Source organism: Gallibacterium salpingitidis (genome assembly GCF_001678495.1).
Lineage (GTDB): Bacteria > Pseudomonadota > Gammaproteobacteria > Enterobacterales > Pasteurellaceae > Gallibacterium > Gallibacterium salpingitidis.
Genome location: NZ_JTJL01000027.1, coordinates 1 through 24,588, shown reverse-complemented (window position 1 = coordinate 24,588; position 24,588 = coordinate 1). Strand labels below are relative to the sequence as shown.

Genomic DNA, 24,588 nt, shown 5'->3' with positions numbered 1-24,588 from the left:
TCATGTTTTGCATTCTAATACTTTTTCCTAAAAAAAAACGTTATCTAGATCAAATTTCCGCGATTCACTCCTTCGAGGTAGAAACTTTTTTTTGATTTTTTCAATTTTTGTTTAATCGAATCCTTTATTTTTGATCGCCTGACAAATAGGACAATAAAAACTACTACGCTGACCAATCACTACCGTTTCAATAGGATGCCCACAACGGATACAAGGCTCATTTTTACGCCCATAAACATTTAATGCTTGTTTAAAATATCCTGGTCGCCCATCTGGTTGCATAAAATCTTGTAAGGTCGTACCACCTTGTTGAATTGCTTGCTGCAAAATACGTTTAATACTCTCTGCCAATAAATGACATTGCTCTTGTGTTAATTCATTGACTGCCAAATTAGGATGAATGCGACAATCAAATAACACTTCGTTGGCATAAATATTTCCTACTCCGACCACAATCTCATTATTCATCAACCAAGATTTCACTTTAGTCTTCCGATTACGGCTTACCTTGAATAAATATTCTCCGGTAAATAATGAACTTAACGGTTCCGGCCCAAGTTTCTCAAATAAAGAAAAATCTTCTAAACTCTCTGTCCATAGCCAAGCGCCAAATTTTCTTGGATCGTTATAACGTAGAATCTTGCCATTCGACAGTACCATATCTACATGATCATGTTTATCCACCGTATCATCTTCTGAAACAAGTCGTAAAGATCCCGACATACCAAGATGTACAATGATATAACCTAACTCTAAATGGAAAATAAGATATTTCGCTCTGCGACTAACTTTAATAATACGTTCGTTTTTTATTTCAGATAATGTTTTACTAATTACCCAACGTAATCGTGGTGTGCGAACAACAATATGCTTAATGATTTGATCTTGCGTGTAAGGTAGGATTCCCTGCCGCGTAGTTTCAACTTCTGGTAATTCTGGCATGGTTTAAATTCCTAAATTTGAGGTATAAAAAAAACTGCACCATCGAGTGCAGTTTTTTCTTAATCTGATTGGAAATTACTCAGTTACAATACTTACGTATTTACGGCCTTTTTCGCCTTTAACTTCAAATTTCACTTTACCATCAGCAGTTGCGAATAAAGTATGATCACGTCCCATACCAACATTAGTACCAGCATGGAATTTAGTACCACGTTGACGAACAATGATGTTACCTGCTAATACAGATTCACCACCGAAACGCTTAACGCCAAGACGTTTACTTTCAGAGTCGCGACCGTTACGGGTTGAACCCCCAGCTTTTTTAGTTGCCATTTATCTGATCTCCTTTGAATTAAGCGCTAATTGCTGTGATCTTCACTTCAGTGAACCACTGACGATGACCTTGTTGTTTACGGCTGTGTTTACGACGACGGAACTTAACGATTTTAACTTTTTCGCCACGTCCGTGAGCTACAACTTCAGCCACTACTTTTGCACCAGAAACAACTGGCGCACCAATTTTAACATCTTCACCATTAACGACCATTAACACAGAATCAAATTCAACTGATTCACCTGTTGCCACTTCAAGTTTTTCTAAACGAACTACTTGACCTTCGCTTACTCTGTGTTGTTTGCCGCCACTTTGGAAAACCGCGTACATAGAAGAAAACTCCGCTAAATATGGTGCTATCTAATCAAACCTAATCATTAGGTTATCTAAACTCAGCACCTTAAAATTCACATAATAGGTCGCGGATTTTACGGAAAAAAAAACAAAATAGCAAGCACGTATTTTAAACAAAATAAAAAATGTCTTAGAATTTCATTGTTTAATTTTAGAAATCGAAAATTTTAGGGTAAAATTAGCACCTTTCTTGATACGAAAGCATCACTAGCACATTCTTACATAATAATTATGAAGGGAAGTATGAATTTACAGGAAATTCAGGCGCTGTCAGCAAATGATATGAAAGCAGTGAACACTATGATTTCACAGCAATTACAATCTGATATTGCGCTTATCAATCAATTAAGTTTTTACATTGTCAATGGTGGGGGAAAACGCATTCGACCTTTAATCGCTATTCTTGTTGCAAATGCGTTGAAATATCAAGGTGATAAACATATTACTTGTGCAACCTTTATCGAATTTATCCATACTGCAACTCTATTGCACGATGATGTTGTCGATGAATCTACCTTACGTCGTGGTAAAGATACCGCCAATGCGATTTTTGGTAATGCTGCCAGTGTTTTAGTCGGTGACTTTATCTATACTCGAGCTTTCCAATTAATGTCAAAACTTGGTTCTTTACCTGTATTACAAGTGATGTCCGATGCAGTTAACGTTATCGCTGAAGGTGAAGTATTACAATTAATGAATTGTAATGATCCAAATACAACCGAACAAAGCTATATGCAGGTGATTTATAGTAAAACTGCACGTCTGTTCGAGGTTGCTGCTGAATGTTCCGCTCTTTTAGCTGACGCTACTGCAGAGCAAGTTCAAGCCATGAAAATGTATGGCCGTTATTTAGGAACTGCTTTCCAATTAATTGATGATGTGCTGGATTATCGTGCTGATGTTGAACAATTAGGGAAAAATCTTGGCGATGATCTTGAAGAGGGTAAACCAACATTACCTTTACTTCATGCAATGTATCACGCAACACCAGAAGAGAGTCAATTAATTCGTTCCATTATTGAACATGGTCATGGGCGTGAACATCTTACTGAGGTGCAAGCTATTATGGAACGCTGCAACTCCCTAACATATACTATTGAGAAAGCAAAAATCGAAGCTCAAAAAGCAATTGATGCATTAGCAAGCATCGAAGAAACTCCTTATAAAGAAGCACTAATCTCTCTCGCTAAAATTTCTGTTGAACGAAACCATTAAGATTTAAAGAGTTATGTCAGATATACAACCAAAACCCCGTTCTCGCGGAAGTAAAAAGAAAGAAGTAAAAGATCCAAATGCACCTTTTGTGCGTCCAAAATTATCGCTACCTAATGGACATAACAAGTTACTGTTACACTCCTGCTGCGCACCTTGCTCAGGTGAAGTAATGGAAGCTTTGTTAGCGTCAGAAATTGATTTCACTATCTATTTCTACAATCCTAATATCCATCCACAAAAAGAATATTTAATTCGTAAAGAAGAGAATATCCGTTTTGCGGAAAAATATAATATTCCATTTATTGACGCTGATTATGATCGTGCCGAATGGTTTGAAAGAGCGAAAGGTATGGAAGATGAGCCGGAACGCGGTATTCGTTGCACAATGTGTTTCGATATGCGTTTTGAAAAAGCAGCACAATATGCGCACGAACATGGCTTTCCTGTCTTCACCAGTAGTTTAGGTATCTCTCGTTGGAAAGATATGAATCAAATCAATGGCTGTGGTCATCGTGCTGCCGAGAAATATGATGATGTCATCTATTGGGATTACAACTGGCGTAAAGGCGGTGGTTCACAGCGGATGATTGAAATCAGTAAACGTGAAAGATTTTATCAACAAGAATATTGTGGCTGCGTTTATTCATTACGCGACACCAATAAATGGCGTGAATCTCAAGGCCGCGCCAAAATCGAAATTGGCAAATTATATTACTCTGCCGATTAATTATTTTTCTATACAACTTACTTACTCATTTAAGGATAAATTTATGCAACAGTTAAAGAATTTTTTTCTGATTGGATTATTCACACTATTTTTAGCAGCTTGTGGTGACAAAGCAGCTGATTTAAAAGCGGATGTTGATTCATTGCGCCATACGCTTGATACTTCATTAAAACAAGAGAATGGAGCAAATTTAATTCAACAACTTGAATCCGCACAAACTAATGAAGATAAAGTAAAAGCTTACAACACTATTATTGATAACTATCAAGTAGTGATTAAATCAATTAATGATTTAAAAATGAATACTGAAGAAGCAAAAGCAGTACAAGCAAAATATAATGATGGATTGAAACTCTTTGTTGATTTAATGAAAAAATCATCCGATTTAACTAGCCATCAACCATCAGCAGACGAAATCAAGGCTTATAGCGAATTACAAGCTAAAACAACCCAAACTTTAGGTGACGCAGAAAAAGCACTTGCTGATCTACAAAAACAAGTTGATGACGCTGCGAAAAAAACAGAAAGTAAATAATCCTTCTGATCATACTCTTGCCCTACTTTTCCTAGGGCAAGAGAATCCATTACCCTAACTTTATTTCTCGCCTAAATAGACCGTAGTATCAGCTAATCTCCTAACAAAATGTTGGTCGTGAGAGGCAATAATCATTGGTAATTGCAACTCTTGCAGCAGATTGATCAACTTATCTTTATTTTTACTATCCAATCCGTTAGTTGGTTCATCTAATAACAATACTTTTGGTTCCATTGCCAATACACCTGCTAAAGCAATAAAGGTTTTTTCACCACCAGAAGTCGCATTTATCGCACGATCTTTAAGTTTAATAATATCTAAAGCCAATAATTGCTGTTCTGCTTGTGTATAAGCAGCTTCTCTGGATAAACCTTGATTCAATGGCCCAAAAGCAACATCATCCAGCACAGTTGGCCCAAAAAGCTGGTCTTCAGCATTTTGAAAACAAAGTCCGATCGTTCCGCCTCTTAAAGCTTGGAAATCAGCCTCTGTCACACAAACTTTATCAAACCACTTAATTTGACCATTCTGAATTGGCACAAACCCTAACAAACTATGCAATAAAGTTGATTTACCCGCTCCAATTTCACCTAAGAGAAATAATCGCTGCTGATCATTCAATGCAAATGAGATATTTTTGATGACCATCCGTCCTTGAATGGCAATACAAAGTTGTTGTACTGATAAGATATTCATTGACTCAAATAATTAATTAAAACTTAAACCCTCGTGCTTTTAACGCCATCTGACTCTTTTCCACTTTATTCAACGCATGAATTAACAACAAGACAATACGCTGAGAGAAAACATAAAAAGAGCGCCGTTCGCATTTTGCTTGAAAACCTCTCGCCTTCATCGCTAATCCCATGGTGTGGTTTAATTCACTTAATACCGCAATATAACGAATTGTCAAAATAAAGAGCTGTTGTAATTTTTCAGGTAACGGCAAACGCATTATTGCTTGCAAAAGCTGCTGTTCTGATACATTCATAAAGGCTATCCAAAGAGAAATGACCAATAAATTAATGCGTAAAGCCAATATCATTGCCAATTGCCAATGTTGAGTTCCAATACTGATGCCTGCATGATCAATTTGTATACTCAACGTCATAAACAACAATAAAGTGAAAATATGATATTTCAGCCATTTTTTTCCATAAGCGCGATATGATTGGTGCAATAATGCAATTTGCAGCATTATCAACAACATCATCACACCATTTAACGCCACCAATAGTTTAACTTGGTAAAAACTACTGATTAAAAAACCCCATAGCGTGATATAAATCAAACGATAGTGAATAGCAAAACAATTAGACAGTTTCATGATAAATAGAAGCTCGCATTTTTACTAATAGCGTCAAAATACTAATACTAATTAAGCTATCAACAACGAATACAGGAAGATGAGAAATCAACAACAAACCAATTAAATGTAAGTAAGTTGCCCCACCATCCAGTGCTAATACTAACGATGCCAACATTGCAGCACCGCCAACACCAATAACCCCTGATAATCCGCCAATAATCCCCAATCTTTTATTGGTCGCATTTTCTATAAAATAAGGTTTGAGTAAGTAATGCACTGCCACTGCCGGTAACGCCATAATACATAAATTAACTCCCAGCACACTAAATCCACCGAATGAAAAGAGTAACAATTGCAATACTAATGCAATCAAAAAGGCTGGAAAGACTGCCCATCCTAAAAACAGACCTGCAATCCCATTCAAAATAAGATGTACACTGCCCACACCAACTGGAATATGAATCGTTCCAGCGACAAAAAATGCTGCTGCAAATAAGGCTACTAAAGGTAATTTTTGTCCTTCAATTTTTTTCAATCCAATCGTCATCCCTACAATAGCAATCACATAACCTGCAATTAAAGTAGGAGTGTGCAATACGCCTTCTGATAAATGCATTGCCTTTACCTCTTATTCATCAACAACTTCCGTAAGCGGTAGGAATACCACAATGAAATACCTCCGAGGATACCAAAAATGTAGCCGATACCACCCAATATATCTCGGAAATAAATCTTATCTTTTAACGCTGCAATATCTTCTCTAATCAAAGCGATCTCATTCTTGTCCTGACCTTGCAACGTAATACGATCAGCAATAGTGGTCGCTTTGTGTCCTTCCTCTCCTTCAACAACCACCTTAATGTTTTGTCCATTAGCTAAAGGATAACTAAATCTTCCTTGTTTATCCGTTATCCCTTCTATGGTTGGTTGCGTATCCTCATTCTGGAATATAGCTAAATACGTCTGTTCCGCAGGAGTAAGATCCGAGTAATACGCCTTACCACTGACTATATTACCGTCATATTGTGCAATAACATGCAAACTATGCGCCCATAACATAGGGCTGGCTAACAGCCCTATCATCATTACTAAAGCTTTTAATCTCATCATCATTTCACATTAAAAGTTAATAAATACTCAATACTGCGACTATCATAATCTGCATTGTTATCCACTTTTTCATCAAATTCTGCCCAAATCCGATTTTCTCCTGCTTTAACTTGGAAAGTGGCAATACCTTTTTCATTCGTCAAGTTAAATGGTTTATCTTCACCCTCACCAACTTTTATTCCCGCTACTGGCTTACCTTGATGCAACACAAGAATAGAAACTGGTTTACCTGCTTTCGGTTGTTCAAGCGGCACTAATTCATATGGTTGTTGATGCGGTTTGAATGCTTGTTCTCCCCAATTAAGAATCGCTTTACCATATTTCACCGGATTCATACTTAATACCGCTGTTGGTTCCTCTGCTTTAGTCTTTTCGACATATCGACCATTCGGTAATTTTGACCAAACGCCGTTATTAAATTTTAAAAAGACAATATCACCTGTTGCTAAAGTAAAGTGAGCTTCATGCTGCTGAGAAAAAGTCACTGCTACTGGTTTTATCGCACCACTCGAATCTACCGCTGCCACCTCTTCCAATTTTTTAGCCGGATAACCTTCTGTTTCCTGATGACCAAATTTCACAACATATTCATGTTTTGCACTATCAACCGGCTCTATCCAAACATTATGTGCATTAGCAAATACTGCCGTTAAAGTGGTGATTAAAAACACAATACCTTTTTTCATACTTCTTCTCCTTAAACATTCATTCCATTTAAGCATAAAGTATGAAGTAACTTCAGAGTCAATCATTTTTTCATAAAAATTTAATTAAAAATTCAATTTATTAAAAAATAGTTTGAAAAATGGATTAATTATTAGATAGTATTTAAAAACTCATTACTTTTGTTATAACTTGAATAAGATGAAGATAGGTGAATTAGCCAAAGCAACTGGCTGTAGTGTTGAAGCAATAAGATTTTATGAAAAGCAAGGCTTATTACCCGAAGTCAAACGCACTAGCAACAACTTCCGTTACTACAATGAACAACATTTAACGAGATTAGCTTTTATCTGCTATTGTCGCAGCCTTGATCTGCAGCTAAATGAGATAAAAATTCTCTTAAATCTCCACCATAATTCAAAAAATCCTTCGCAGCAGATAAATGCGTTACTAGATAAACATATCAAAGCCATTGCAGAACGCATTCATCAATTAGAACATTTGCGTATGGAGTTGCTAAAACTAAAACATGAACTCAAAAGCGATAATCCAGATATGATCCAAAACCTATTACCACAACATTTCTTCAATTTCTCAATCCTGAAATAGTATCTTCAGGATTGAATACCACCCTTCATCACTTCAAAAAAAGTAATTTATTTCAATTACTTATCTAATTTAACACCACATTACTCCAAAACATAAAAACAGATAAATTTCATTAAAAAATAAACTAAATTATATAATATATAATTTTTAGATCTAAAAAATGAAAAATATTTAAAAAATATTGATATTTGTTAGATATGATCATAAACTAAATTTCACTGGTTATTTGTTCAAATAATCAGCAAAAAGATAACAATAATTTGCAAACACAATAGATCCATGTAGGAGAATAAAATGAAAAAATCACCTTGGTTAAAAACCTTAATAGGGAGCGCTTTACTGTCGCTATCACTCTCCCATACAACAATGGCAAGTGACGACACCATCAAGGTCGGTGTATTACACTCATTGTCAGGCAGTATGGCAATTTCTGAATCAGCACTAAAAGACACCGTATTGATGTTAATTGATGAACAAAATAAAAAAGGTGGTCTATTAGGTAAAAAACTAGAACCTGTTGTTGTTGATCCTGCTTCAAACTGGCCACTTTTTGCAGAAAAAGCACGAGAATTGTTAGCCAAAGATAAAGTTGCTGTTACGTTCGGCTGCTGGACATCAGTTTCAAGAAAATCTGTATTACCAGTTTATGAAGAATTAAATGGCATTTTATTCTACCCTGTACAATGGGAAGGACAGGAGTCCTCTAAAAATATTTTCTATACAGGTGCAACACCTAACCAACAAGCTATTCCAGCAGTCAACTACTTACTTGAACAAGGTGTGAAACGCTTTGCATTATTAGGTACTGACTACGTTTATCCACGTACAACCAATAAACTACTTGAAGCCTATTTATTAAGTAAAGGTATTGATAAAAAAGACATTATGGTCAACTACACACCATTTGGTTTTTCTGATTGGCAATCAATTGTTGCTGATGTGAAAAAATTCGCGAGCGAAGGCAAAAAAACTGCCGTTATCTCCACCATTAATGGTGATGCTAACGTACCATTCTACAAAGAGTTAGCAAACCAAAGTGTTACTCCTGAACAACTTCCAGTGATTGCTTTCTCAGTCGGTGAACAAGAGTTATTAGGAGTGGACACCAAACCTCTCGTTGGTCATCTAGCTGCATGGAACTATTTTGAAAGTGTCGATACACCGGAAAATAAAAAATTCATTGCAGAATGGAAAGCTTATAAAAAAGACAATAAAGCGGTTACTAACGACCCAATGGAAGCAACTTATATTGGTTTCAATATGTGGGTAAAAGCGGTAGAAAAAGCTGGTACTACTGATCCTGACGCAGTAGAAAAAGCCCTTGTTGGTATTGAAGTACCAAACTTAAGCGGCGGTACTGCGAAAATGTTACCAAGCCACAACATTTCTAAACCAGTATTAATTGGTGAAATCCAAGATGATGGTCAATTCGCCATCGTAGAACAAACTGATCTTGTTAACGGCGAAGCTTGGTCACCTTATTTACCTGAATCTAAAAACTTAATTGCTGATTGGACAGCGCCAATTAACTGCGGTGCTTACGATAAAGTGAAGAAGACTTGTACCAAAATAAAATAAGTTCTTAACAGTCGTTATCGCCTATTTATCACCAATATCCAACCGTCATAAATAGGCGATATTCATTGAATTTAATCCTATAAGAATAAGGAACTGACACCAATGAAAGCCGTTTTTTTCCAACCTTTTATTCGTTGGTTTATTTTACTGTTTTGTAGTTTATTCTTAGTTTCTATAAATGTTGCTCACGCAGAAACAACAAGTGATGAACAAACCATTTTACAACAGCAAATTCCAGCTTTATTAGGTAATAATTTTAGTAAAAAGCAACAAGCTGTAACACAGTTAACGACATTACAAAGTCCGGCTGCATATCAATTATTATCCGCATTATTAGATGGCCGCTTATCAATCAATGCACAAGACTACTATATAAAGGAAGCGAGTAAAGGTTCTGAACAATATCAACAAATTTTACAGGCGCAAACTTTAACTGCATTACCTAACGATGCAAAACGCGTAATCATCAATAATAAAATCCGTATGTTATTACGCAATTACCAAGCACAATATCAATTGCTCAATGGTAATAAAGCGCAAAGATTACAGGCAATACAACAAATTTTGTCAGCAAACGATCTTGCGCAACTCGATAATGTCAAAACAGCATTACCAAAAGAAAAAGATGCACAAATTCAATCTTTAATGCATCTCTTCCTCGCCCGCATAGATTTAAGTCAAGCGGACACTAGTCGTCATAGTGCTGCTCTCGCTGTATTGGGAGAAAATGCTTTACCAGAAAATCTTAATTTATTAGAAAATTACGCAGCAAATGCGCCAACAGATAATCTAAAACAGCAAGCTGAAAAAGCGATTAATAAAATTAAAAATAAATTACTTATTGCTGATGGCGTGCAAACTGTCAGCTATGGTTTAAGCTTAGGTTCAGTTTTGATTCTCACTGCAATCGGTCTAGCCATTACCTTTGGTGTAATGGGGGTAATCAATATGGCGCATGGCGAGCTAATGATGATTGGTGCTTACACTACTTATGTTGTGCAACAGTTAATGCCGAATCATATTACCGCTTCTATTTTTGTGGCATTGCCTGCCGCATTTTTAGTTAGTGCATTCGTTGGCATATTGATTGAAGTATTAGTCGTTCGTCATCTTTACGGCAGACCATTAGAAACACTGCTTGCCACCTTTGGTGTCAGCTTAATTTTACAACAAGCAGTACGAACTATTTTTTCTCCGTTAAATCGCTTAGTGCAAACACCTGAATTTATGCAAGGTGAATGGATCATTATGCCTAATCTTTCTATCACGTTAAATCGCGTCTATATCTTTGCATTCTGTTTAGTCTGCTTTGTCGTGCTATTACTCATTATGAAACGAACACGTCTAGGTTTAGAAGTCGGTGCGATTTCACAAAACCGAGCGATGGCAAGAGCAATGGGAATTAACGATCGCAAAGTCGATATTTTGACCTTTGGTCTAGGCGCTGGTATCGCAGGATTAGCTGGTGTTGCTTTGTCGCAACTTACTAACGTCGGTCCAAATTTAGGACAACAATATATTGTCGATTCCTTTATGGTCGTTGTTATCGGTGGCGTTGGTAATCTCTGGGGTACATTCTTTTCAGGTTTAGGTCTAGGTATTCTCAATAAATTCCTTGAACCAGCATTTGGTGCCGTATTAGCGAAAGCCCTCGTTCTAGTACTGATTATCTTATTTATTCAAAAATATCCTCGTGGATTATTCCCACAAAAAGGGAGAGCAGCAGAATGAGAAACTCCATCTTTTTAAGTTTTTTCCGCAACGAACCTTTTTTAGGAAAATGTACTATTGGTTTTATCGTTGCATTATTAATTCTAGTACCTTTAGGCAATCTAGTATTACCGAGTGATAATCTATTTCATGTTTCTACTTATAGTGTCACCTTACTTGGTAAATATTTCGCGTATGCGTTACTCGCTTTATCCATTGATCTCTGTTGGGGTTACTTAGGTATTCTCAGCTTGGGTCAAGGTGCATTTTTTGCGTTAGGCGGTTATGCAATGGGAATGTATCTCACAAGAGAGGCCAATCACCAGCTTCCAGAATTTATGGTCTTTCTCAATTGGGATCACTTACCATGGTTTTGGCAAGGCAGTGACTCCGCATTCTGGTTAGTCTTTATGCCGTTATTAATTCCTGGCATTCTTGCATTTGTATTTGGTTGGTTCTGTTTCCATTCGCGAGTTTCTGGAGTTTATCTATCCATTATTACGCAAGCAGTTACCTTTGCCCTCTCTTTGGCTTTTTATCGTAACGAAATGGGGTTCGGCGGTAATAATGGCTTAACCAATTTTAAAGAGATCCTTGGTTTCTCATTACAAGCTGATCATGTGCGCGTTGCCTTATTTGCTTTAACCGCGATCGCTGTTTTGGCTACTTACGCTTTCTTACGCAGTATTATCCAATCCCGTTTAGGTAAATTAGTCATTGCCGTTCGTGATGCAGAAATGCGTACCAGATTTGTTGGCTTTAAAGTTGAAAATATTAAATTAATTGTTTTTGTACTTTCTGCCATGATTGCCGGCTTAGCTGGTGCTTTATATGTGCCACAAGTTGGTATTATTAATCCAAGCGAATTTGATCCCATCAACTCTATCGAAATCATTATTTGGGTTGCTTTAGGTGGGCGTTCTACGCTATACGGCGCCATTATTGGTGCTTTCGTAGTCAACTACACCAAAAGCCTACTCACCGTCGCTTTCCCTGAAATTTGGTTATTTATGCTCGGCGCTTTATTTATCCTAGTAACCATTTTCTTAAAACAGGGGTTAGCCGGTTTAATCCAACAACGCAAAAATAAAACAAAACAGTTGGAGGCCGTATGAAACTTGACCACAATTTAAAAGCATTATTTCGTTCTTCCGCACCACAAAAACGGTTTGCTAACAAAGATATTCCAAAAAATATTATTCTGTATTTAGATTCCGTTTCTGTCAGCTTCGATGGTTTTAAAGCAATCAATAATTTAAATCTAACTATCGATAAAGGTGAGTTGCGCTGCATTATCGGCCCTAACGGCGCTGGAAAAACCACTATGATGGACATTATCACCGGCAAAACACGCCCAGATGAAGGTTCTGTTTATCTCGGTCAATATACTAATCTCTTAGAAATGACAGAGGCTGAAATTGCTTGTGCAGGTATTGGACGGAAATTTCAAAAACCAACCGTTTTTGAATCTCTGACAGTTTATGACAATCTTTCACTAGCTATTTATGGCAGTAAAAGTGTTTTTGCGACTTATTTTGGCAAAGCGCGAAAACTGAATACGGAACAAAATGACTTTTTAGATAACGTGTTACAAATCATTGGATTATCACATACCAGAGATTATCTCGCTGGCGTGTTATCTCATGGACAAAAACAGTGGCTAGAGATCGGAATGTTATTGATGCAAAAACCACAATTATTATTAGTGGATGAACCAGTAACCGGTATGACACATGGTGAAATCGAACGTACCGCTGAATTACTCACTAGTCTAGCTGGTGAACAAGCGATTGTTGTGGTCGAACATGATATGGAGTTCGTACGCCAAATCGCACGAAAAGTCACTGTATTACATCAAGGCTCTGTACTTGCCGAAGGCAGCCTAGCAGAAATACAAAATAATCAACAAGTTATTGATGTTTATTTAGGACAAGGCTGATAGGAGGAAATATGTTAGTTGTCGAAAAATTAAATCAATTCTATGGCCAGAGTCATATTTTGCATAACATCAGTTTCACCGTACCTGAAAAACAATGCACTTGTATTATTGGTCGAAACGGTGTCGGTAAAACGACATTATTAAAATCTATTATGGGACAAGTTGCGATTAAAGCAGACGAATTAAGTTATAACCAACAAGATTTACTCGCTACAAAAGCGGAAAAACGTGCTTATCAAGGGATCGCTTATGTGCCGCAAGGGAGACAAATTTTCCCATTACTGACCGTAGAAGAAAATCTGAAAATTGGTCTGCCTGTACATAATTACCGCGAAAAAACACGTAGTAATAAAGTACCTGATTTTATCTATCAGCTCTTTCCTGTTTTATATAAAATGAAACATCGTCGTGGCGGCGATCTATCTGGTGGCCAGCAGCAACAATTAGCGATTGGACGCGCCTTGGTGATGAGTCCAAGTTTACTAATTTTAGATGAACCCACAGAAGGCATACAGCCTAATATCGTTGATGATATTACTAAAGTCATTCGTCAATTAAATCGCGAATGGGGTTTAACTGTCCTTATCGTCGAACAAAAATTACATCTTATTAATAGCTTGGCTGATCACTTTGTTTTGATCGAACGAGGCCGTTGTGTTGCTAAAGGTACCGGACAACAATTGACTCCAGAACTCATTAATACTTATCTAAGTGTCTAAAAAGAGGCTTAAAAATATGCACTTAACATCAAGAGAACAAGAAAAACTTATGCTATTCCTCGCAGGCGAATTAGCAGCGAAACGAAAAGCCAGAGGCTTAAAATTAAACTACCCTGAAGCAATCGCTTATATCGCCAGTCATCTACAAGAAGCAGCACGAGATGGCATGACAGTAGCTGAAGTGATGCAATATGGCGCTACTTTACTAACTTATGATGACGTAATGGAAGGTGTAGCCGAAATGGTGCATGAAGTGCAAATTGAAGCCACTTTTCCTGATGGCACCAAATTGGTTACCGTACATAACCCAATCCGCTAATTAAGGAGCAATTATGATTCCAGGAGAATATCAACTTGCCCAAGGCGATATCACCATCAATGCCAATCGTAAAACCCTGGTCATAGATGTTGTGAATACAGGCGATCGACCAATCCAAGTCGGTTCACATTACCATTTTTATGAAACCAATAATGCTTTGCAATTTGATCGTAAACTTGCTTATGGTATGCGGCTAAATGTACCTTCAGGCAACGCAGTTCGTTTTGAACCCGGGGAAGCCAAACAGGTTGAATTAGTCGCATTTGGCGGCAATCGTATTATTTACGGCTTTCATAATTTGGTTGATGGCAAATTGGAGGATTAAAGATGGCATTAACAATAACAAGACAACAATATGTTGCCACTTATGGCCCTACTGTCGGTGATAAAGTGCGTTTGGGTGATACCAATTTATGGGCGACTATTGAACAAGATTTGCTTACTAAAGGCGATGAATGTAAATTTGGCGGCGGTAAAAGCGTACGTGATGGGATGGCACAATCAAGTACCATCACGAGAGAGAATCCGAACGTTTTAGATTTAGTAATCACCAATGTCATTATTATTGATGCAAAATTAGGCATTATTAAAGCAGATATTGGTATTAGAGATGGGTATATCGTTGGCATTGGTCAGGCTGGTAATCCAGATACAATGGATAATGTCACTCCTAATATGATTATCGGCGCAAGTACTGAAGTTCATAATGGTGCGCATCTTATCGCAACTGCCGGTGGTATAGACACCCACATTCATTTTATCTGCCCACAACAAGCACAACATGCCATTGAAAGCGGTATCACTACAATGATTGGCGGTGGAACTGGCCCGGCGGATGGCACTCATGCCACCACCTGTACACCTGGTGCGTGGAATATTGAAAAAATGCTGAAAGCAGCTGAAGAATTACCAGTCAATATTGGTTTTTTTGGTAAAGGTAACTGCTCAACCCTTGAACCATTAAGAGAACAAATCCGTGCTGGAGCATTAGGTTTAAAAATTCACGAAGATTGGGGTGCCACTCAAGCAGTTATTGATGCTTCATTAACAGTCGCTGATGAAATGGATGTCCAAGTTGCTATTCATACCGATACACTCAACGAAAATGGTTTCTTAGAAGATACGATGAAGGCAATTGATGGACGAGTAATTCACACTTTCCATACCGAAGGTGCTGGCGGCGGACACGCTCCTGACATTATCAAAGCAGCGATGTATCCAAATGTATTACCAGCCTCAACTAATCCGACGCGCCCATTTACTATTAATACTATTGATGAACATCTCGATATGTTAATGGTTTGCCACCATTTAGATAAACGCGTGCCTGAAGATGTTGCTTTTGCCGATAGTCGTATTCGTCCAGAAACTATTGCCGCAGAAGATATTCTGCACGATATGGGTGTTTTCTCCATTATGAGTTCAGATTCACAAGCAATGGGACGAGTGGGTGAAGTCATTATTCGCACATGGCAAACTGCCGATAAAATGAAAGCGCAACGCGGTGCCTTACCAGAAGATATTGATTCTGATAACCTTCGTATTAAACGCTATATCGCAAAATATACGATTAACCCAGCAATTGCCCATGGGATCCAACATTATGTTGGCTCTTTAGAGGTTGGTAAATTAGCTGATATCGTATTATGGAAACCAGCTTTCTTTGGTGTAAAACCTGAATGCGTAATCAAAAAGGGATTTATTAGTTATGCCAAAATGGGCGATCCGAATGCTTCTATTCCAACTCCGCAACCAGTGTTCTATCGTCCAATGTTCGGTGCGCAAGGATCAGCAAATGCCGATTGTGCGGTACTCTTTATTTCTCAAGCTGCTGCTGAAAATCAGCTTAAACAACGATTAGGTTTGCATAAAACAACACTTGCCGTTAAGGGTTGCCGTAATGTCAGCAAAAAAGATCTGGTCTTTAATAATGCAACACCAGAAATTACAGTGGATCCTGAACGTTATGAAGTTCGTGTTAATGGTCAACATATTACTTGTGAACCAGCACAAAAAGTCCCTCTAGCACAACGTTATTTCTTATTCTAAGTTGAGGACAATTATGCAAATACTCACACCTATTTTACCGATTATGGAACAAATTCTCGGCAAATTAGATGACTTAACTAAAAATGGCAAAATTACCAAGCAAGAAATTGATTATGTGCCATTACAATGGTTTGAAAGTGAACGCAATATCTTGCGCAAAACCAGTAGAAATAATCGAGAAATCGCCTTTCGTTTGTTAAAAGAAGGGCAACGGTTGCAACACAATGATGTAGTATTTATCAATGATGACTTAGTTATTGCCATTGAAATTTTACCCTCGGATGTCATTGTGTTATCACCAAAAACATTGCCTGAAATGGCCAGAGCTTGTTATGAAATTGGCAATAAACATTCACCGCTCTTTTTAGATGGCGACGAAGTATTATTGCCTTATGATAAACCTATGTTTGAATGGTTATCCGCTGCTGGGTTCTCTCCAAAACAAGAACAGCGTCGTTTAAGTCAAGCGCTACGCGCAAATTCAGCACAAGGACATAGTCATTCAGCAGGATATCACCACCATGGAGATGGACAGTGGCACAAACATTAGAACAGCTTGGCACCTTGCTACATTTAGTTGATCCAACTTTGCCAATTGGGGGTTTTAACCATTCCAATGGATTGGAAACTTTTGTACAACAACGCAAAGTCTATGATAAAGCCACCCTATTAGAATATGTTGCTACACAGTTACAGCAAAATTGGGTTTATAACGATGGTGCTTATTGTTCACTAGCCTTTAGTGCAATGCAGCGGCAAGATTTTGCTAAGTTAATCAACTTAGATCAAACTTTAGCCGCTAGTAAAATTGCTCGTGAAAGCAGAGAAGGCAGTTTCAAATTAGGAACTCGCTTATTAAAAATCTTTATCCGCTATGAACAGCATCCGTTACTACAACAATTTCAACAAGCAATTCAGCAACAACAGTGCCGCGGTTTTTATCCTATCGTTTTCGGGATGATCGCCGCTGCTACTCAATTAACGAAAAGCGATATGCTGTATGCGTTTTATTACAATACTATCGTTGGTGCAGTGACTAACGGGGTGAAATTAATTCCTCTTAGTCAAATGGATGGACAAGATATTCTGGTCGAATTACGACCGGCTATCCAACACGCTGTGCAGGTTAGTGAAAACCCTGATCCGGAATGGTTAGGCGCTGCAACCATTGCTAACGATATTCGTTCAATGCAGCATGAGCAACTTTATAGTCGTTTATATATGTCTTAAATAAGGAAAAGAATTATGCGCAAATATATTAAAATTGGCGTTGCTGGCCCCGTTGGTTCAGGCAAAACCGCTTTGATTGAATGCTTAACTAGAGAAATGGCAGATAAGTATAGTGTTGCTGTAATTACTAACGATATTTATACCCAAGAAGATGCGGAGTTTCTCACCCAAAATAGTCTATTACCACCAGAACGCATTATGGGTGTTGAAACTGGTGGTTGTCCACATACAGCCATTCGTGAAGATGCGTCAATGAATCTAGAAGCCGTAGATGAAATGGTTGCTCGTTTTCCTGATGTAGAAATTATCTTTATTGAATCAGGTGGTGATAATTTATCTGCAACTTTTAGTCCAGATTTAGCAGACGTTACCATCTTTGTCATTGATGTTGCACAAGGTGAAAAAATTCCTCGTAAAGGTGGGCCGGGCATTACTCGTTCTGATCTATTAGTAATCAATAAAATTGATTTGGCTCCTTATGTAGGTGCTGATCTTTCTGTAATGGAGCGTGATGCACGCCGTATGCGTCAAGGACAACCATTTATTTTTACCAATTTGATGAAAAAACATCATTTAGATGGCGTCATTGGCTGGATTGAGAAATATGCATTACTGCAACAAAAAGATGATCCTGCTAGCTTAGTGAGATAATGATTATGCAAAGTCAGCTCATTCTGTCCACTAAACTTACTGCAGCTAACACAACCCAAATTGATGACTACTTTGTATCACCACCATTTAAATTGATGACACTACCGAGCACACATCAATTAAAAGCGGTGCAAATGAGTTCATCTCCGGGCTTATTAGCTGGCGATAAGTTATTCATACAATTGCGACTGGCAGAAAATACCGATCTTGCGTTAACTACGCAAGCATTCACACGTGTCCAATCTATGAATGAGAATGAATGGGCTGAACAACATAGTGAGTTCCATTTAGCGAAAAACAGCCGTCTGTTTTATTTACCTCACCCATTAGTTTTACATAAAGATAGCGCATTAAAACAGACCACCACCATCACTATGGCGGACAATAGTCAACTTATCTATGGTGAAATTGTCGCGATTGGACGTGTATTAAATCAAGAGCGCTTCGCTTTTCGCCAATTCTCTTCTTATTTAAAGATTACGCACCAAGATCGCCCATTACTCATCGATCGTATCCAGTGGCATCCTGCGAAAATGAATTTAACGGCATTAAGTCAAATGGAAGATTTTTCTCATCAAGGCACCTTCGTCTATCTCAATCTTGCTGCTGATACCTTAACACTAAAACAGCAATTAGCTGAATTACAACAAAGCTACGCAACCGAACAACAACTGTTGATTGGTTTCTCATTATTAAATGATGGAGGCTTTACTATTCGAGTTTTAGGGCATCGTGCCGAAACCATAGAGAAATTTTTCTTACAGATTGGAGAACGACTTTGTTGTTCATTCCCCGGTAATATCATTTAAACGACTTACATCAAGATCCGCAGTTAAATTTTCTAGCTGCGGTAATGTTTTATTCGTTTTTGTTGATAATGCCTGAAAACGTTCTACTTTACCGAATAAACCACGCTGTCCAGAAAAAGAGGTTACTGTATCGTTATATTGTTTCATTACGCTGGAAAGATTATTCCCCAATTTTTGTAAACGCTCGGCAACAAGACAAACCTGATTATAAATATCGCCGGCTTTCTCACTAATCTCTTGTGCCTCACGATTCCCTTTTTCAATACGCCATAAATTAGCGACCGTACGTAAAATTGGCATTAACGTAGTATAAGAAACCAAAATAATATTTTTCTCATAAGCGCTATTAAACAGATTTGGATCTTGTTTTAGAGCTTCAATATACGCAGGTTCAATCGGAATAAACATCAACACAAAATCAGGGCTTTGAATACCGTCTAAGTGGCTATAATCTTTTTCGGATAATGATTTAATATGTTGTTTAATCGCTTGAATATGTTCTTGTAAATGCAAGTTCATTTGGGTGTCATCAGTTGCAGACACCGCCTTTTCATAAGCTACTAACGATACCTTACAATCAATCACGATATGTTGTTCATCCGGTAATTTAATTAAGAAATCTGGGTAACGATGATTACCCTCTTTATCCTTAAAATGTGCTTGTGTAACATAATGCTCATTTGCTACTAATCCCGCCGATTGCAATGCACGTTCTAACTGCATTTCACCCCAATTACCTAATACTTTTTTCTGCCCCTTTAACGCATTAGTAAGATTATTTGCCTCTTTCGACATATTCAGTCCAATTTCCAGTACCTTTTTCAGCTCCGCTTCTAAAGAAGCATTACCTTTTAAGGTTTCAGAATGAACCTCATTTACCCGTTTTTGAAAGCCATCAATTTGTTCTTTAAATGGCTTTAATAGACTATCCAAGGTGCTTTGATTTGTTTGTGAAAAACTACGGCTTTTCTCTTCTAAAATTTGATTGGCTAATTGTTGAAATTCTAGTGTGAGCTGTTTTTTATTATCTTCTAATAACTGCTTTTGCTCGGCAAAGTGTTGCTCTTTTTGCGTTAAGCTAGTTTCTAATGTTGCTAATTGTTGAGAAAGATCGGTAATCCGTTGTTGATATTCTGCAATCAGCTCCTCTTTCTTACCAATTTGTTGCTGTGTATAGTTTAAATCTTGCAATAGCTTTTCTGCTTTTGCGGATACTTGACCAAAATTTTCACGCAAATTGGTCATTTCACTCACTAATTGCTGCTGCTTATTTTGTAATACCTGCAATTCATTATCGACATTATGTTTTTGTACATTTTTATCTTGTAATAACGCTTCAATTCCTTGCTTTTCCGCATTTAAGCGAATTTTTTCCTGCAAGGTTAATTGATATTGTTCATTTAAGCGTTCTGTTTTCTGCAACAAGGCATTATATTCATCTGCGGTTTTGTGATATTGCGACTGAAAAAACTCTACCGCTTTCTTACGTTGTATATTGACGATCAATAAGACCAGACAAATTGCTGCTAAAACAGCTATCGCTAGATAAACTCCAATTTCCATTTTACTTCCTTTGCTTATAGTAAATCGCCGTTAAGTATAACAAAAGCTGGTGAAAAATCGGTTAATCATTACAATATTCGCCAATTTCATTATGGAGTCATTATGAAGAAGATTTATTTAGGCTCAAATAGCCCACGTCGTTTACAACTATTACAACAGCTTGGTTTATCAGTAGAAGTCTTAAAAGCCGAAATTGATGAAACTCCCTTTCCACAAGAGCAGGCACAAGATTATGTGTTAAGAATGGCGAACAACAAAAACCAAAAAATTCAGCAATGTTATCCTAATCACTACCCATTACTCACTGCGGATACTTGCATTGCATTCAATAAACACATTATTGGAAAACCTAGCTCAGCCGAACACGCCATTGAGATGTTACATTCCCTTTCTGGGAAAACACATCAAGTGTTAACGGCTATTGCAATTGCGAACCAAGATCAACTGCTATCACATTTGCAAATCAGTGAAGTGACTTTCAAACCCCTTACCGACATTGAGATCAAAAATTATGTTGCCACAGGTGAGCCTTTAGATAAAGCTGGTGCTTATGCTATTCAGGGTTTAGCCGCTGCTTTTATTAGCCATTTAAGCGGTAGTTATAGCGGCGTAATGGGATTACCATTATTTGAAACTGCCGAGTTGTTACAACAATTTAACTTTTCTTTATTTAAAAATTAATTTCTTATCCTTCATTTTTTATTAAAATAAAAAACCACCTTAAAAATCAATAGATTAAAAAGGTGGTTTGTTAAGTTTTAATGAATGGTTACACTAATATTAGTACTTATTTAATACCATTCCACGTTAACTTCACTTGTTTCAACATATAAATTAACAGTTACTCCATTTTTTGAATATTCATATTTTTGTAAACCACCAATATCTGCCTTGGTTGTGCCACTAGCAGTTGCAGTATAGTTAGTAGCATCAAAATAATTCTGACCAGATTTTGGTGTCCAATCCGCAGTAGCTAATCTAACCTTGTTACCTGTTCCCTCATTAGTTGCATAAACAAGAACAGAAGCATTACCCTCCTTGAATCCATCAAAATTAAATGCGACAACATTATTATCACCATTAAACTGAATTTGTTCGATAGTATTATCTACTTTCATTGCTGAACTACCACTACCATAGTTAAAAGTGTAATTTGAGCTATCCCAAATTAATTCATCTATACCTTCTCCTCCATTAATTGTAGTTTCAGTAGACATTGTGTTCGCTTCTCGTCCCACAACACCTTTAACCACAATCACATCGTTACCATCACCAGAATTAATTGTATTTGAACGCTCTAATACATTAGTTAGTTCAATACGATCGTTACCAGCGCCAGTATCGATAGCGGTACCAACGATATAATCTTGTTTATGGATCTGAGCTGCACCATCAGCACCGCTCAATTTAATCAAATCCTTACCATTACCTGAAGATATATCCGCATAATAAACACCTTTAGATATTTCTAAAGTATTATCACCATTTCCTAAGTGGATAACTGGTCTATCACCGAATGTCACTGCTGTTACATCAGGATTACTCTCTTCCGAGGCTATTTGACTTTCTGAATTTACAAAATGAATTCCATCATACCAATTAGCGTTTGGGTTCGTTAAATGTGATTTTAATAAATCCACTCTTTCTTTAGCGCCCCTTAAATCGCCATAAAAACTACTACGAACATTAACATCAGCAATTGAATAACCTTCTGCAATAGTGACTACGTCATTACCATTACCTAGATAGAACACTGCACCATCTTCGACTGTTCCCGTTATCCTAATATCACTGCTATCACGAGATGCTATTAATGTTACGCCCACAACATCGCCATTGATCGTAACTTGATCATGTCCTTTACCTAAGTTTAATACATTAGATCCAGAATTGCCTGACGCTGTACGTTTCCAAGCTCGTAAAGTAGCGCTACTAAATATATCGTCTCCTTGCCCTAAATCAAAATAACCCGAACGTATCTGACCGCCAACATCTGAGCTGAATATTGTTCCTCCGACACTTACAATATCATTACCGCTACCCATACTGACTTTTGTTGCAGAGTAATCCATCGAGCCATTACGCCCTGTAGTACCAGTGATCTCAAATTTATCATCACCTTCTCCCATTGATACAGTTTGATCGCTATAACTACTATCACCACCTTCTCCATATATACCTCTTGATAAGGTAAAGGTATCATTCCCAGTACCAGTATCCACGCTCACCTTACCATACATATATGTTGCAGAAATCGTATCATCGCCATCAGCAGTATTAAGATTCAATATACGATTACCATCACCAGAAGCTCTACCTTCATCAAAATTAATTGAGCCTCTGAATTCCTGTTTATCGTCAGAGCTAGGAATCATAACAATAATATCATTACTATTTGTTGCTTTATATGGGCTTGCCCCATCACTACTTTGCCCATTTTTATCACTAGATAAATAAGTGTTTGCATTTGGTGCAATATCAGGAGTTAAGTCATTAGTTAAACGGTGTAACTTAACAAAATTCCCTTTTGGAATTTCATACTTATTACCCGCTTCATCTGCAACAAAGTAGAAGATATTTTTATTAGCTAGATCGCTTTCTTTTATCTCTATTGAGCTTACTAAGCCATTATCTTTATATGAATCTCCTTTGTTTGAAGCACTCTGTTTAATTATGTCATTATTGGTACCATCACCCTCAACTCTTAAGTAATACACTTTCTCACCAACAGGTTTCACCACTAAAGAAGCCGTTCCATCACTATTTTCCTTTAACTCATAATTTAATGTTGGTGCTGTTGTGTCGATGGTGATTGGTCTTGATGAAATAAATGGATTTACCTCTTCATCAACATTACCGCTTGCATCAGACACAGCAGCCTTTAACAGATAAGTATGCCCATCTTCTAAAGTAACGCTACTTGCATTAAAGGTCACTAAGCCATTTGTTCCACCTGTTACTACCTTATTTCCTGACCAAACTTCTTGATTCGTAGCTTGATCAACAATAACCAGTTTCATATAAGATCCATCTATCGGCGTTCCTCTATATTTCACCACGATATTTGACCATTGCGTATCATCCGTTGATGAAATATTAGGTGAATCTGAAATAGTATTGTTAAAAATTCCTTCATTATCAGAAACTTCGATTGAAGCAGCTGCAAATTTAGCTTCTGCTTGTGTTGCATTAAGTAGCAAATAATAATTCAACTCAGTGCCATCTTTTGCTGATAACTTAAGCGTTTCCATATCATTTCCAAATAAAGCTTTCGCCTTATTTTCATCAATTTGAATAATAAGATTACCCTCGTTATCTACCTTATAACGAATTCGACCTCCATGAGTATTCTCATACACTGTATAGACCCAGTCATTTATTGGCTGTAATGTTTCGATAGCATTATTATTATCTATATTTTTGACTCCTACTTTTGCTGCTGGAATAACTAACTCTCTCCATGCAACTCCTGTTTCATCAACTAATCTAGTACCTATAGTTTCTGGTTCTACTCTCCCATACTCTTTATTTTGTAATCTACTAGTATTTGTTTCACTCCAAACAGAATCTTTTAAGTCATTCACTTCTGGAAGAGTAAAGGCTAGAGCGTTAATATCCTGTTCTAACTTATCCTTACCATCATCTGTACGAACATTCTGCGTAACCGATAAAGCTTGCTCTTTTAGTTCATTCAGTTGATCTAATTTCTCCTGTAATTGATCAATCTCAGAAGAGTTATATTTCGGACCTAATGAAGTTTTTAAGTCCTCCGCATCTTTAAGAGCTGCTTTTGCTTGGTTATATAAATCTTCCGCAACAGTTTTCGGCGTTGAGCTAGTGCTATTTTTATCTGAACCAACACTATCCTCAACACTATCAGAATAACCATCTGCATCTAGATCATTAACATTAACCTTATCTTCCGGCGCTTGTATCGCATCTATCTTCGCTTGATATTCGCTTTGCTGCTCTGGCGTGAGTTCGGCTTTTATCTTCTCATACTCCTCTTGTGCAGCTTCTTTCTTCGTATCAACATCATCAATCGCTTTCGTTACCTCCGCCTTCTCTGTCGGAGTAATCAAACCATTGTCGTCTTTATCCGCACCGCTAATTGCATTATTTGCCTCAGTAACAGATTGCTTCGCCGCTTCAATTGCATTGTCTAATGCTGTTGTGTCTACTGAAACTTCCGGTAGTGCGGTTGTCGGTGCCGCATCGCCTGT

At 37.4% G+C, this 24,588-nt stretch carries 27 protein-coding genes; 17 read left to right on the top strand and 10 right to left on the bottom strand.

The features are described 5' to 3' along the window. Positions 1-111: 111 nt before the first annotated feature. The 3 genes from mutM to rplU form a co-directional block, all read right to left on the bottom strand. Positions 112-942, bottom strand: a complete 831-nt coding sequence (gene mutM, locus QS62_RS06450; protein ID WP_066107641.1) for a bifunctional DNA-formamidopyrimidine glycosylase/DNA-(apurinic or apyrimidinic site) lyase — start codon at positions 940-942, stop codon at positions 112-114. Between the two features lie 75 nt (positions 943-1,017). Next, positions 1,018-1,275: a 50S ribosomal protein L27 gene (gene rpmA / locus QS62_RS06445; RefSeq protein ID WP_066107638.1), complete on the bottom strand. Its 258-nt coding sequence runs from the start codon at positions 1,273-1,275 to the stop codon at positions 1,018-1,020. A 19-nt stretch (positions 1,276-1,294) separates the two neighbouring features. After that, positions 1,295-1,606 (bottom strand): 50S ribosomal protein L21, encoded by a 312-nt coding sequence (gene rplU / locus QS62_RS06440; RefSeq protein ID WP_066107634.1) that lies wholly within the window; start codon positions 1,604-1,606, stop codon positions 1,295-1,297. Positions 1,607-1,873: 267 nt separating this feature from the next. Between rplU and ispB the strand changes: the two genes are divergently transcribed. The 3 genes from ispB to QS62_RS06425 are packed head-to-tail and all read left to right on the top strand — an operon-like array spanning position 1,874 to position 4,107. After that, on the top strand, positions 1,874-2,845 hold the full coding sequence (ispB, locus tag QS62_RS06435; protein WP_066107631.1) for an octaprenyl diphosphate synthase: 972 nt from the start codon (positions 1,874-1,876) through the stop codon (positions 2,843-2,845). Between the two features lie 13 nt (positions 2,846-2,858). Beyond that, a complete protein-coding gene (locus tag QS62_RS06430) occupies positions 2,859-3,572 on the top strand; it encodes an epoxyqueuosine reductase QueH (protein WP_066107628.1) in 714 nt (237 codons plus the stop codon). Between the two features lie 43 nt (positions 3,573-3,615). Then, positions 3,616-4,107 (top strand): hypothetical protein, encoded by a 492-nt coding sequence (locus QS62_RS06425; RefSeq protein ID WP_066107620.1) that lies wholly within the window; start codon positions 3,616-3,618, stop codon positions 4,105-4,107. Positions 4,108-4,167: 60 nt separating this feature from the next. On the opposite strand, the gene QS62_RS06420 is transcribed toward QS62_RS06425, so the two are convergent. Genes QS62_RS06420 through QS62_RS06400 form a run of 5 tightly spaced genes read right to left on the bottom strand, consistent with a single transcriptional unit; the run spans position 4,168 to position 7,212 of the window. Continuing rightward, entirely contained in the window at positions 4,168-4,803 is a 636-nt protein-coding gene (locus tag QS62_RS06420; RefSeq protein ID WP_066107617.1) for an energy-coupling factor ABC transporter ATP-binding protein, read from the bottom strand. Between the two features lie 16 nt (positions 4,804-4,819). Next, positions 4,820-5,434, bottom strand: coding sequence for an energy-coupling factor transporter transmembrane component T family protein (locus QS62_RS06415; protein ID WP_066107613.1), 615 nt, complete (start codon positions 5,432-5,434; stop codon positions 4,820-4,822). Further along, positions 5,421-6,032, bottom strand: a complete 612-nt coding sequence (gene cbiM, locus QS62_RS06410) for a cobalt transporter CbiM (protein ID WP_066107610.1) — start codon at positions 6,030-6,032, stop codon at positions 5,421-5,423. The genes QS62_RS06415 and cbiM overlap by 14 nt, the downstream gene beginning before the upstream one ends. Before the next feature lie 5 nt (positions 6,033-6,037). Next, positions 6,038-6,526, bottom strand: coding sequence for a hypothetical protein (locus QS62_RS06405; protein ID WP_082966146.1), 489 nt, complete (start codon positions 6,524-6,526; stop codon positions 6,038-6,040). After that, on the bottom strand, positions 6,526-7,212 hold the full coding sequence (locus tag QS62_RS06400; protein ID WP_066107604.1) for a DUF4198 domain-containing protein: 687 nt from the start codon (positions 7,210-7,212) through the stop codon (positions 6,526-6,528). The genes QS62_RS06405 and QS62_RS06400 overlap by 1 nt, the downstream gene beginning before the upstream one ends. 178 nt (positions 7,213-7,390) lie before the next feature. On the opposite strand from QS62_RS06400, the gene QS62_RS06395 reads away from it, so the two are divergent. The 13 genes from QS62_RS06395 to QS62_RS06335 all read left to right on the top strand — a co-directional run bounded on the left by QS62_RS06395 (position 7,391) and on the right by QS62_RS06335 (position 18,802). Further along, complete coding sequence (locus tag QS62_RS06395) at positions 7,391-7,798, top strand: MerR family transcriptional regulator (RefSeq protein WP_066107601.1); 408 nt, start codon at positions 7,391-7,393, stop codon at positions 7,796-7,798. A 294-nt stretch (positions 7,799-8,092) separates the two neighbouring features. Then, entirely contained in the window at positions 8,093-9,376 is a 1,284-nt protein-coding gene (urtA, locus tag QS62_RS06390) for an urea ABC transporter substrate-binding protein (protein ID WP_066107598.1), read from the top strand. A gap of 102 nt (positions 9,377-9,478) precedes the next feature. Continuing rightward, complete coding sequence (urtB, locus tag QS62_RS06385; protein WP_066107596.1) at positions 9,479-11,107, top strand: urea ABC transporter permease subunit UrtB; 1,629 nt, start codon at positions 9,479-9,481, stop codon at positions 11,105-11,107. Further along, on the top strand, positions 11,104-12,201 hold the full coding sequence (gene urtC, locus QS62_RS06380; protein WP_082966145.1) for an urea ABC transporter permease subunit UrtC: 1,098 nt from the start codon (positions 11,104-11,106) through the stop codon (positions 12,199-12,201). Before urtB ends, urtC begins: the two co-directional genes overlap by 4 nt. After that, entirely contained in the window at positions 12,198-13,025 is an 828-nt protein-coding gene (gene urtD / locus QS62_RS06375) for an urea ABC transporter ATP-binding protein UrtD (RefSeq protein ID WP_066107593.1), read from the top strand. Before urtC ends, urtD begins: the two co-directional genes overlap by 4 nt. Positions 13,026-13,036: 11 nt before the next feature. Next, on the top strand, positions 13,037-13,744 hold the full coding sequence (gene urtE, locus QS62_RS06370; protein WP_066107589.1) for an urea ABC transporter ATP-binding subunit UrtE: 708 nt from the start codon (positions 13,037-13,039) through the stop codon (positions 13,742-13,744). A 16-nt stretch (positions 13,745-13,760) separates the two neighbouring features. Beyond that, positions 13,761-14,063, top strand: coding sequence for an urease subunit gamma (ureA, locus tag QS62_RS06365; RefSeq protein WP_066107586.1), 303 nt, complete (start codon positions 13,761-13,763; stop codon positions 14,061-14,063). A 13-nt stretch (positions 14,064-14,076) separates the two neighbouring features. Then, positions 14,077-14,388, top strand: coding sequence for an urease subunit beta (gene ureB, locus QS62_RS06360; RefSeq protein WP_066107583.1), 312 nt, complete (start codon positions 14,077-14,079; stop codon positions 14,386-14,388). 2 nt (positions 14,389-14,390) lie between these two features. Continuing rightward, positions 14,391-16,112, top strand: coding sequence for an urease subunit alpha (gene ureC / locus QS62_RS06355; protein WP_066107580.1), 1,722 nt, complete (start codon positions 14,391-14,393; stop codon positions 16,110-16,112). 13 nt (positions 16,113-16,125) lie between these two features. Then, the gene (gene ureE, locus QS62_RS06350) at positions 16,126-16,662 is read left to right on the top strand and encodes an urease accessory protein UreE (protein ID WP_066107577.1); all 537 of its coding nucleotides are present in this window, start codon (positions 16,126-16,128) and stop codon (positions 16,660-16,662) included. Then, complete coding sequence (locus tag QS62_RS06345; protein ID WP_066107575.1) at positions 16,647-17,342, top strand: urease accessory protein UreF; 696 nt, start codon at positions 16,647-16,649, stop codon at positions 17,340-17,342. Before ureE ends, QS62_RS06345 begins: the two co-directional genes overlap by 16 nt. Before the next feature lie 15 nt (positions 17,343-17,357). After that, on the top strand, positions 17,358-17,993 hold the full coding sequence (gene ureG, locus QS62_RS06340) for an urease accessory protein UreG (protein ID WP_066107572.1): 636 nt from the start codon (positions 17,358-17,360) through the stop codon (positions 17,991-17,993). A gap of 5 nt (positions 17,994-17,998) precedes the next feature. Beyond that, positions 17,999-18,802, top strand: coding sequence for an urease accessory protein UreD (locus QS62_RS06335; RefSeq protein ID WP_066107670.1), 804 nt, complete (start codon positions 17,999-18,001; stop codon positions 18,800-18,802). Here the strand turns inward: QS62_RS06335 and QS62_RS06330 are convergent. After that, positions 18,779-20,365 carry a DNA recombination protein RmuC gene (locus tag QS62_RS06330; protein WP_066107569.1) on the bottom strand — a complete coding sequence of 529 codons (1,587 nt, stop codon included), beginning with the start codon at positions 20,363-20,365 and terminating at the stop codon, positions 18,779-18,781. The genes QS62_RS06335 and QS62_RS06330 overlap by 24 nt on opposite strands. A 102-nt stretch (positions 20,366-20,467) precedes the next feature. Here QS62_RS06330 and QS62_RS06325 point away from each other — a divergent pair, with 102 nt between their 5' ends. Further along, the gene (locus QS62_RS06325) at positions 20,468-21,046 is read left to right on the top strand and encodes a Maf family protein (RefSeq protein ID WP_066107566.1); all 579 of its coding nucleotides are present in this window, start codon (positions 20,468-20,470) and stop codon (positions 21,044-21,046) included. Positions 21,047-21,156: 110 nt separating this feature from the next. On the opposite strand, the gene QS62_RS12065 is transcribed toward QS62_RS06325, so the two are convergent. Next, on the bottom strand, positions 21,157-24,588 hold a 3,432-nt coding region (locus tag QS62_RS12065), incomplete at its 5' end, for a GA-like domain-containing protein (RefSeq protein ID WP_197496271.1).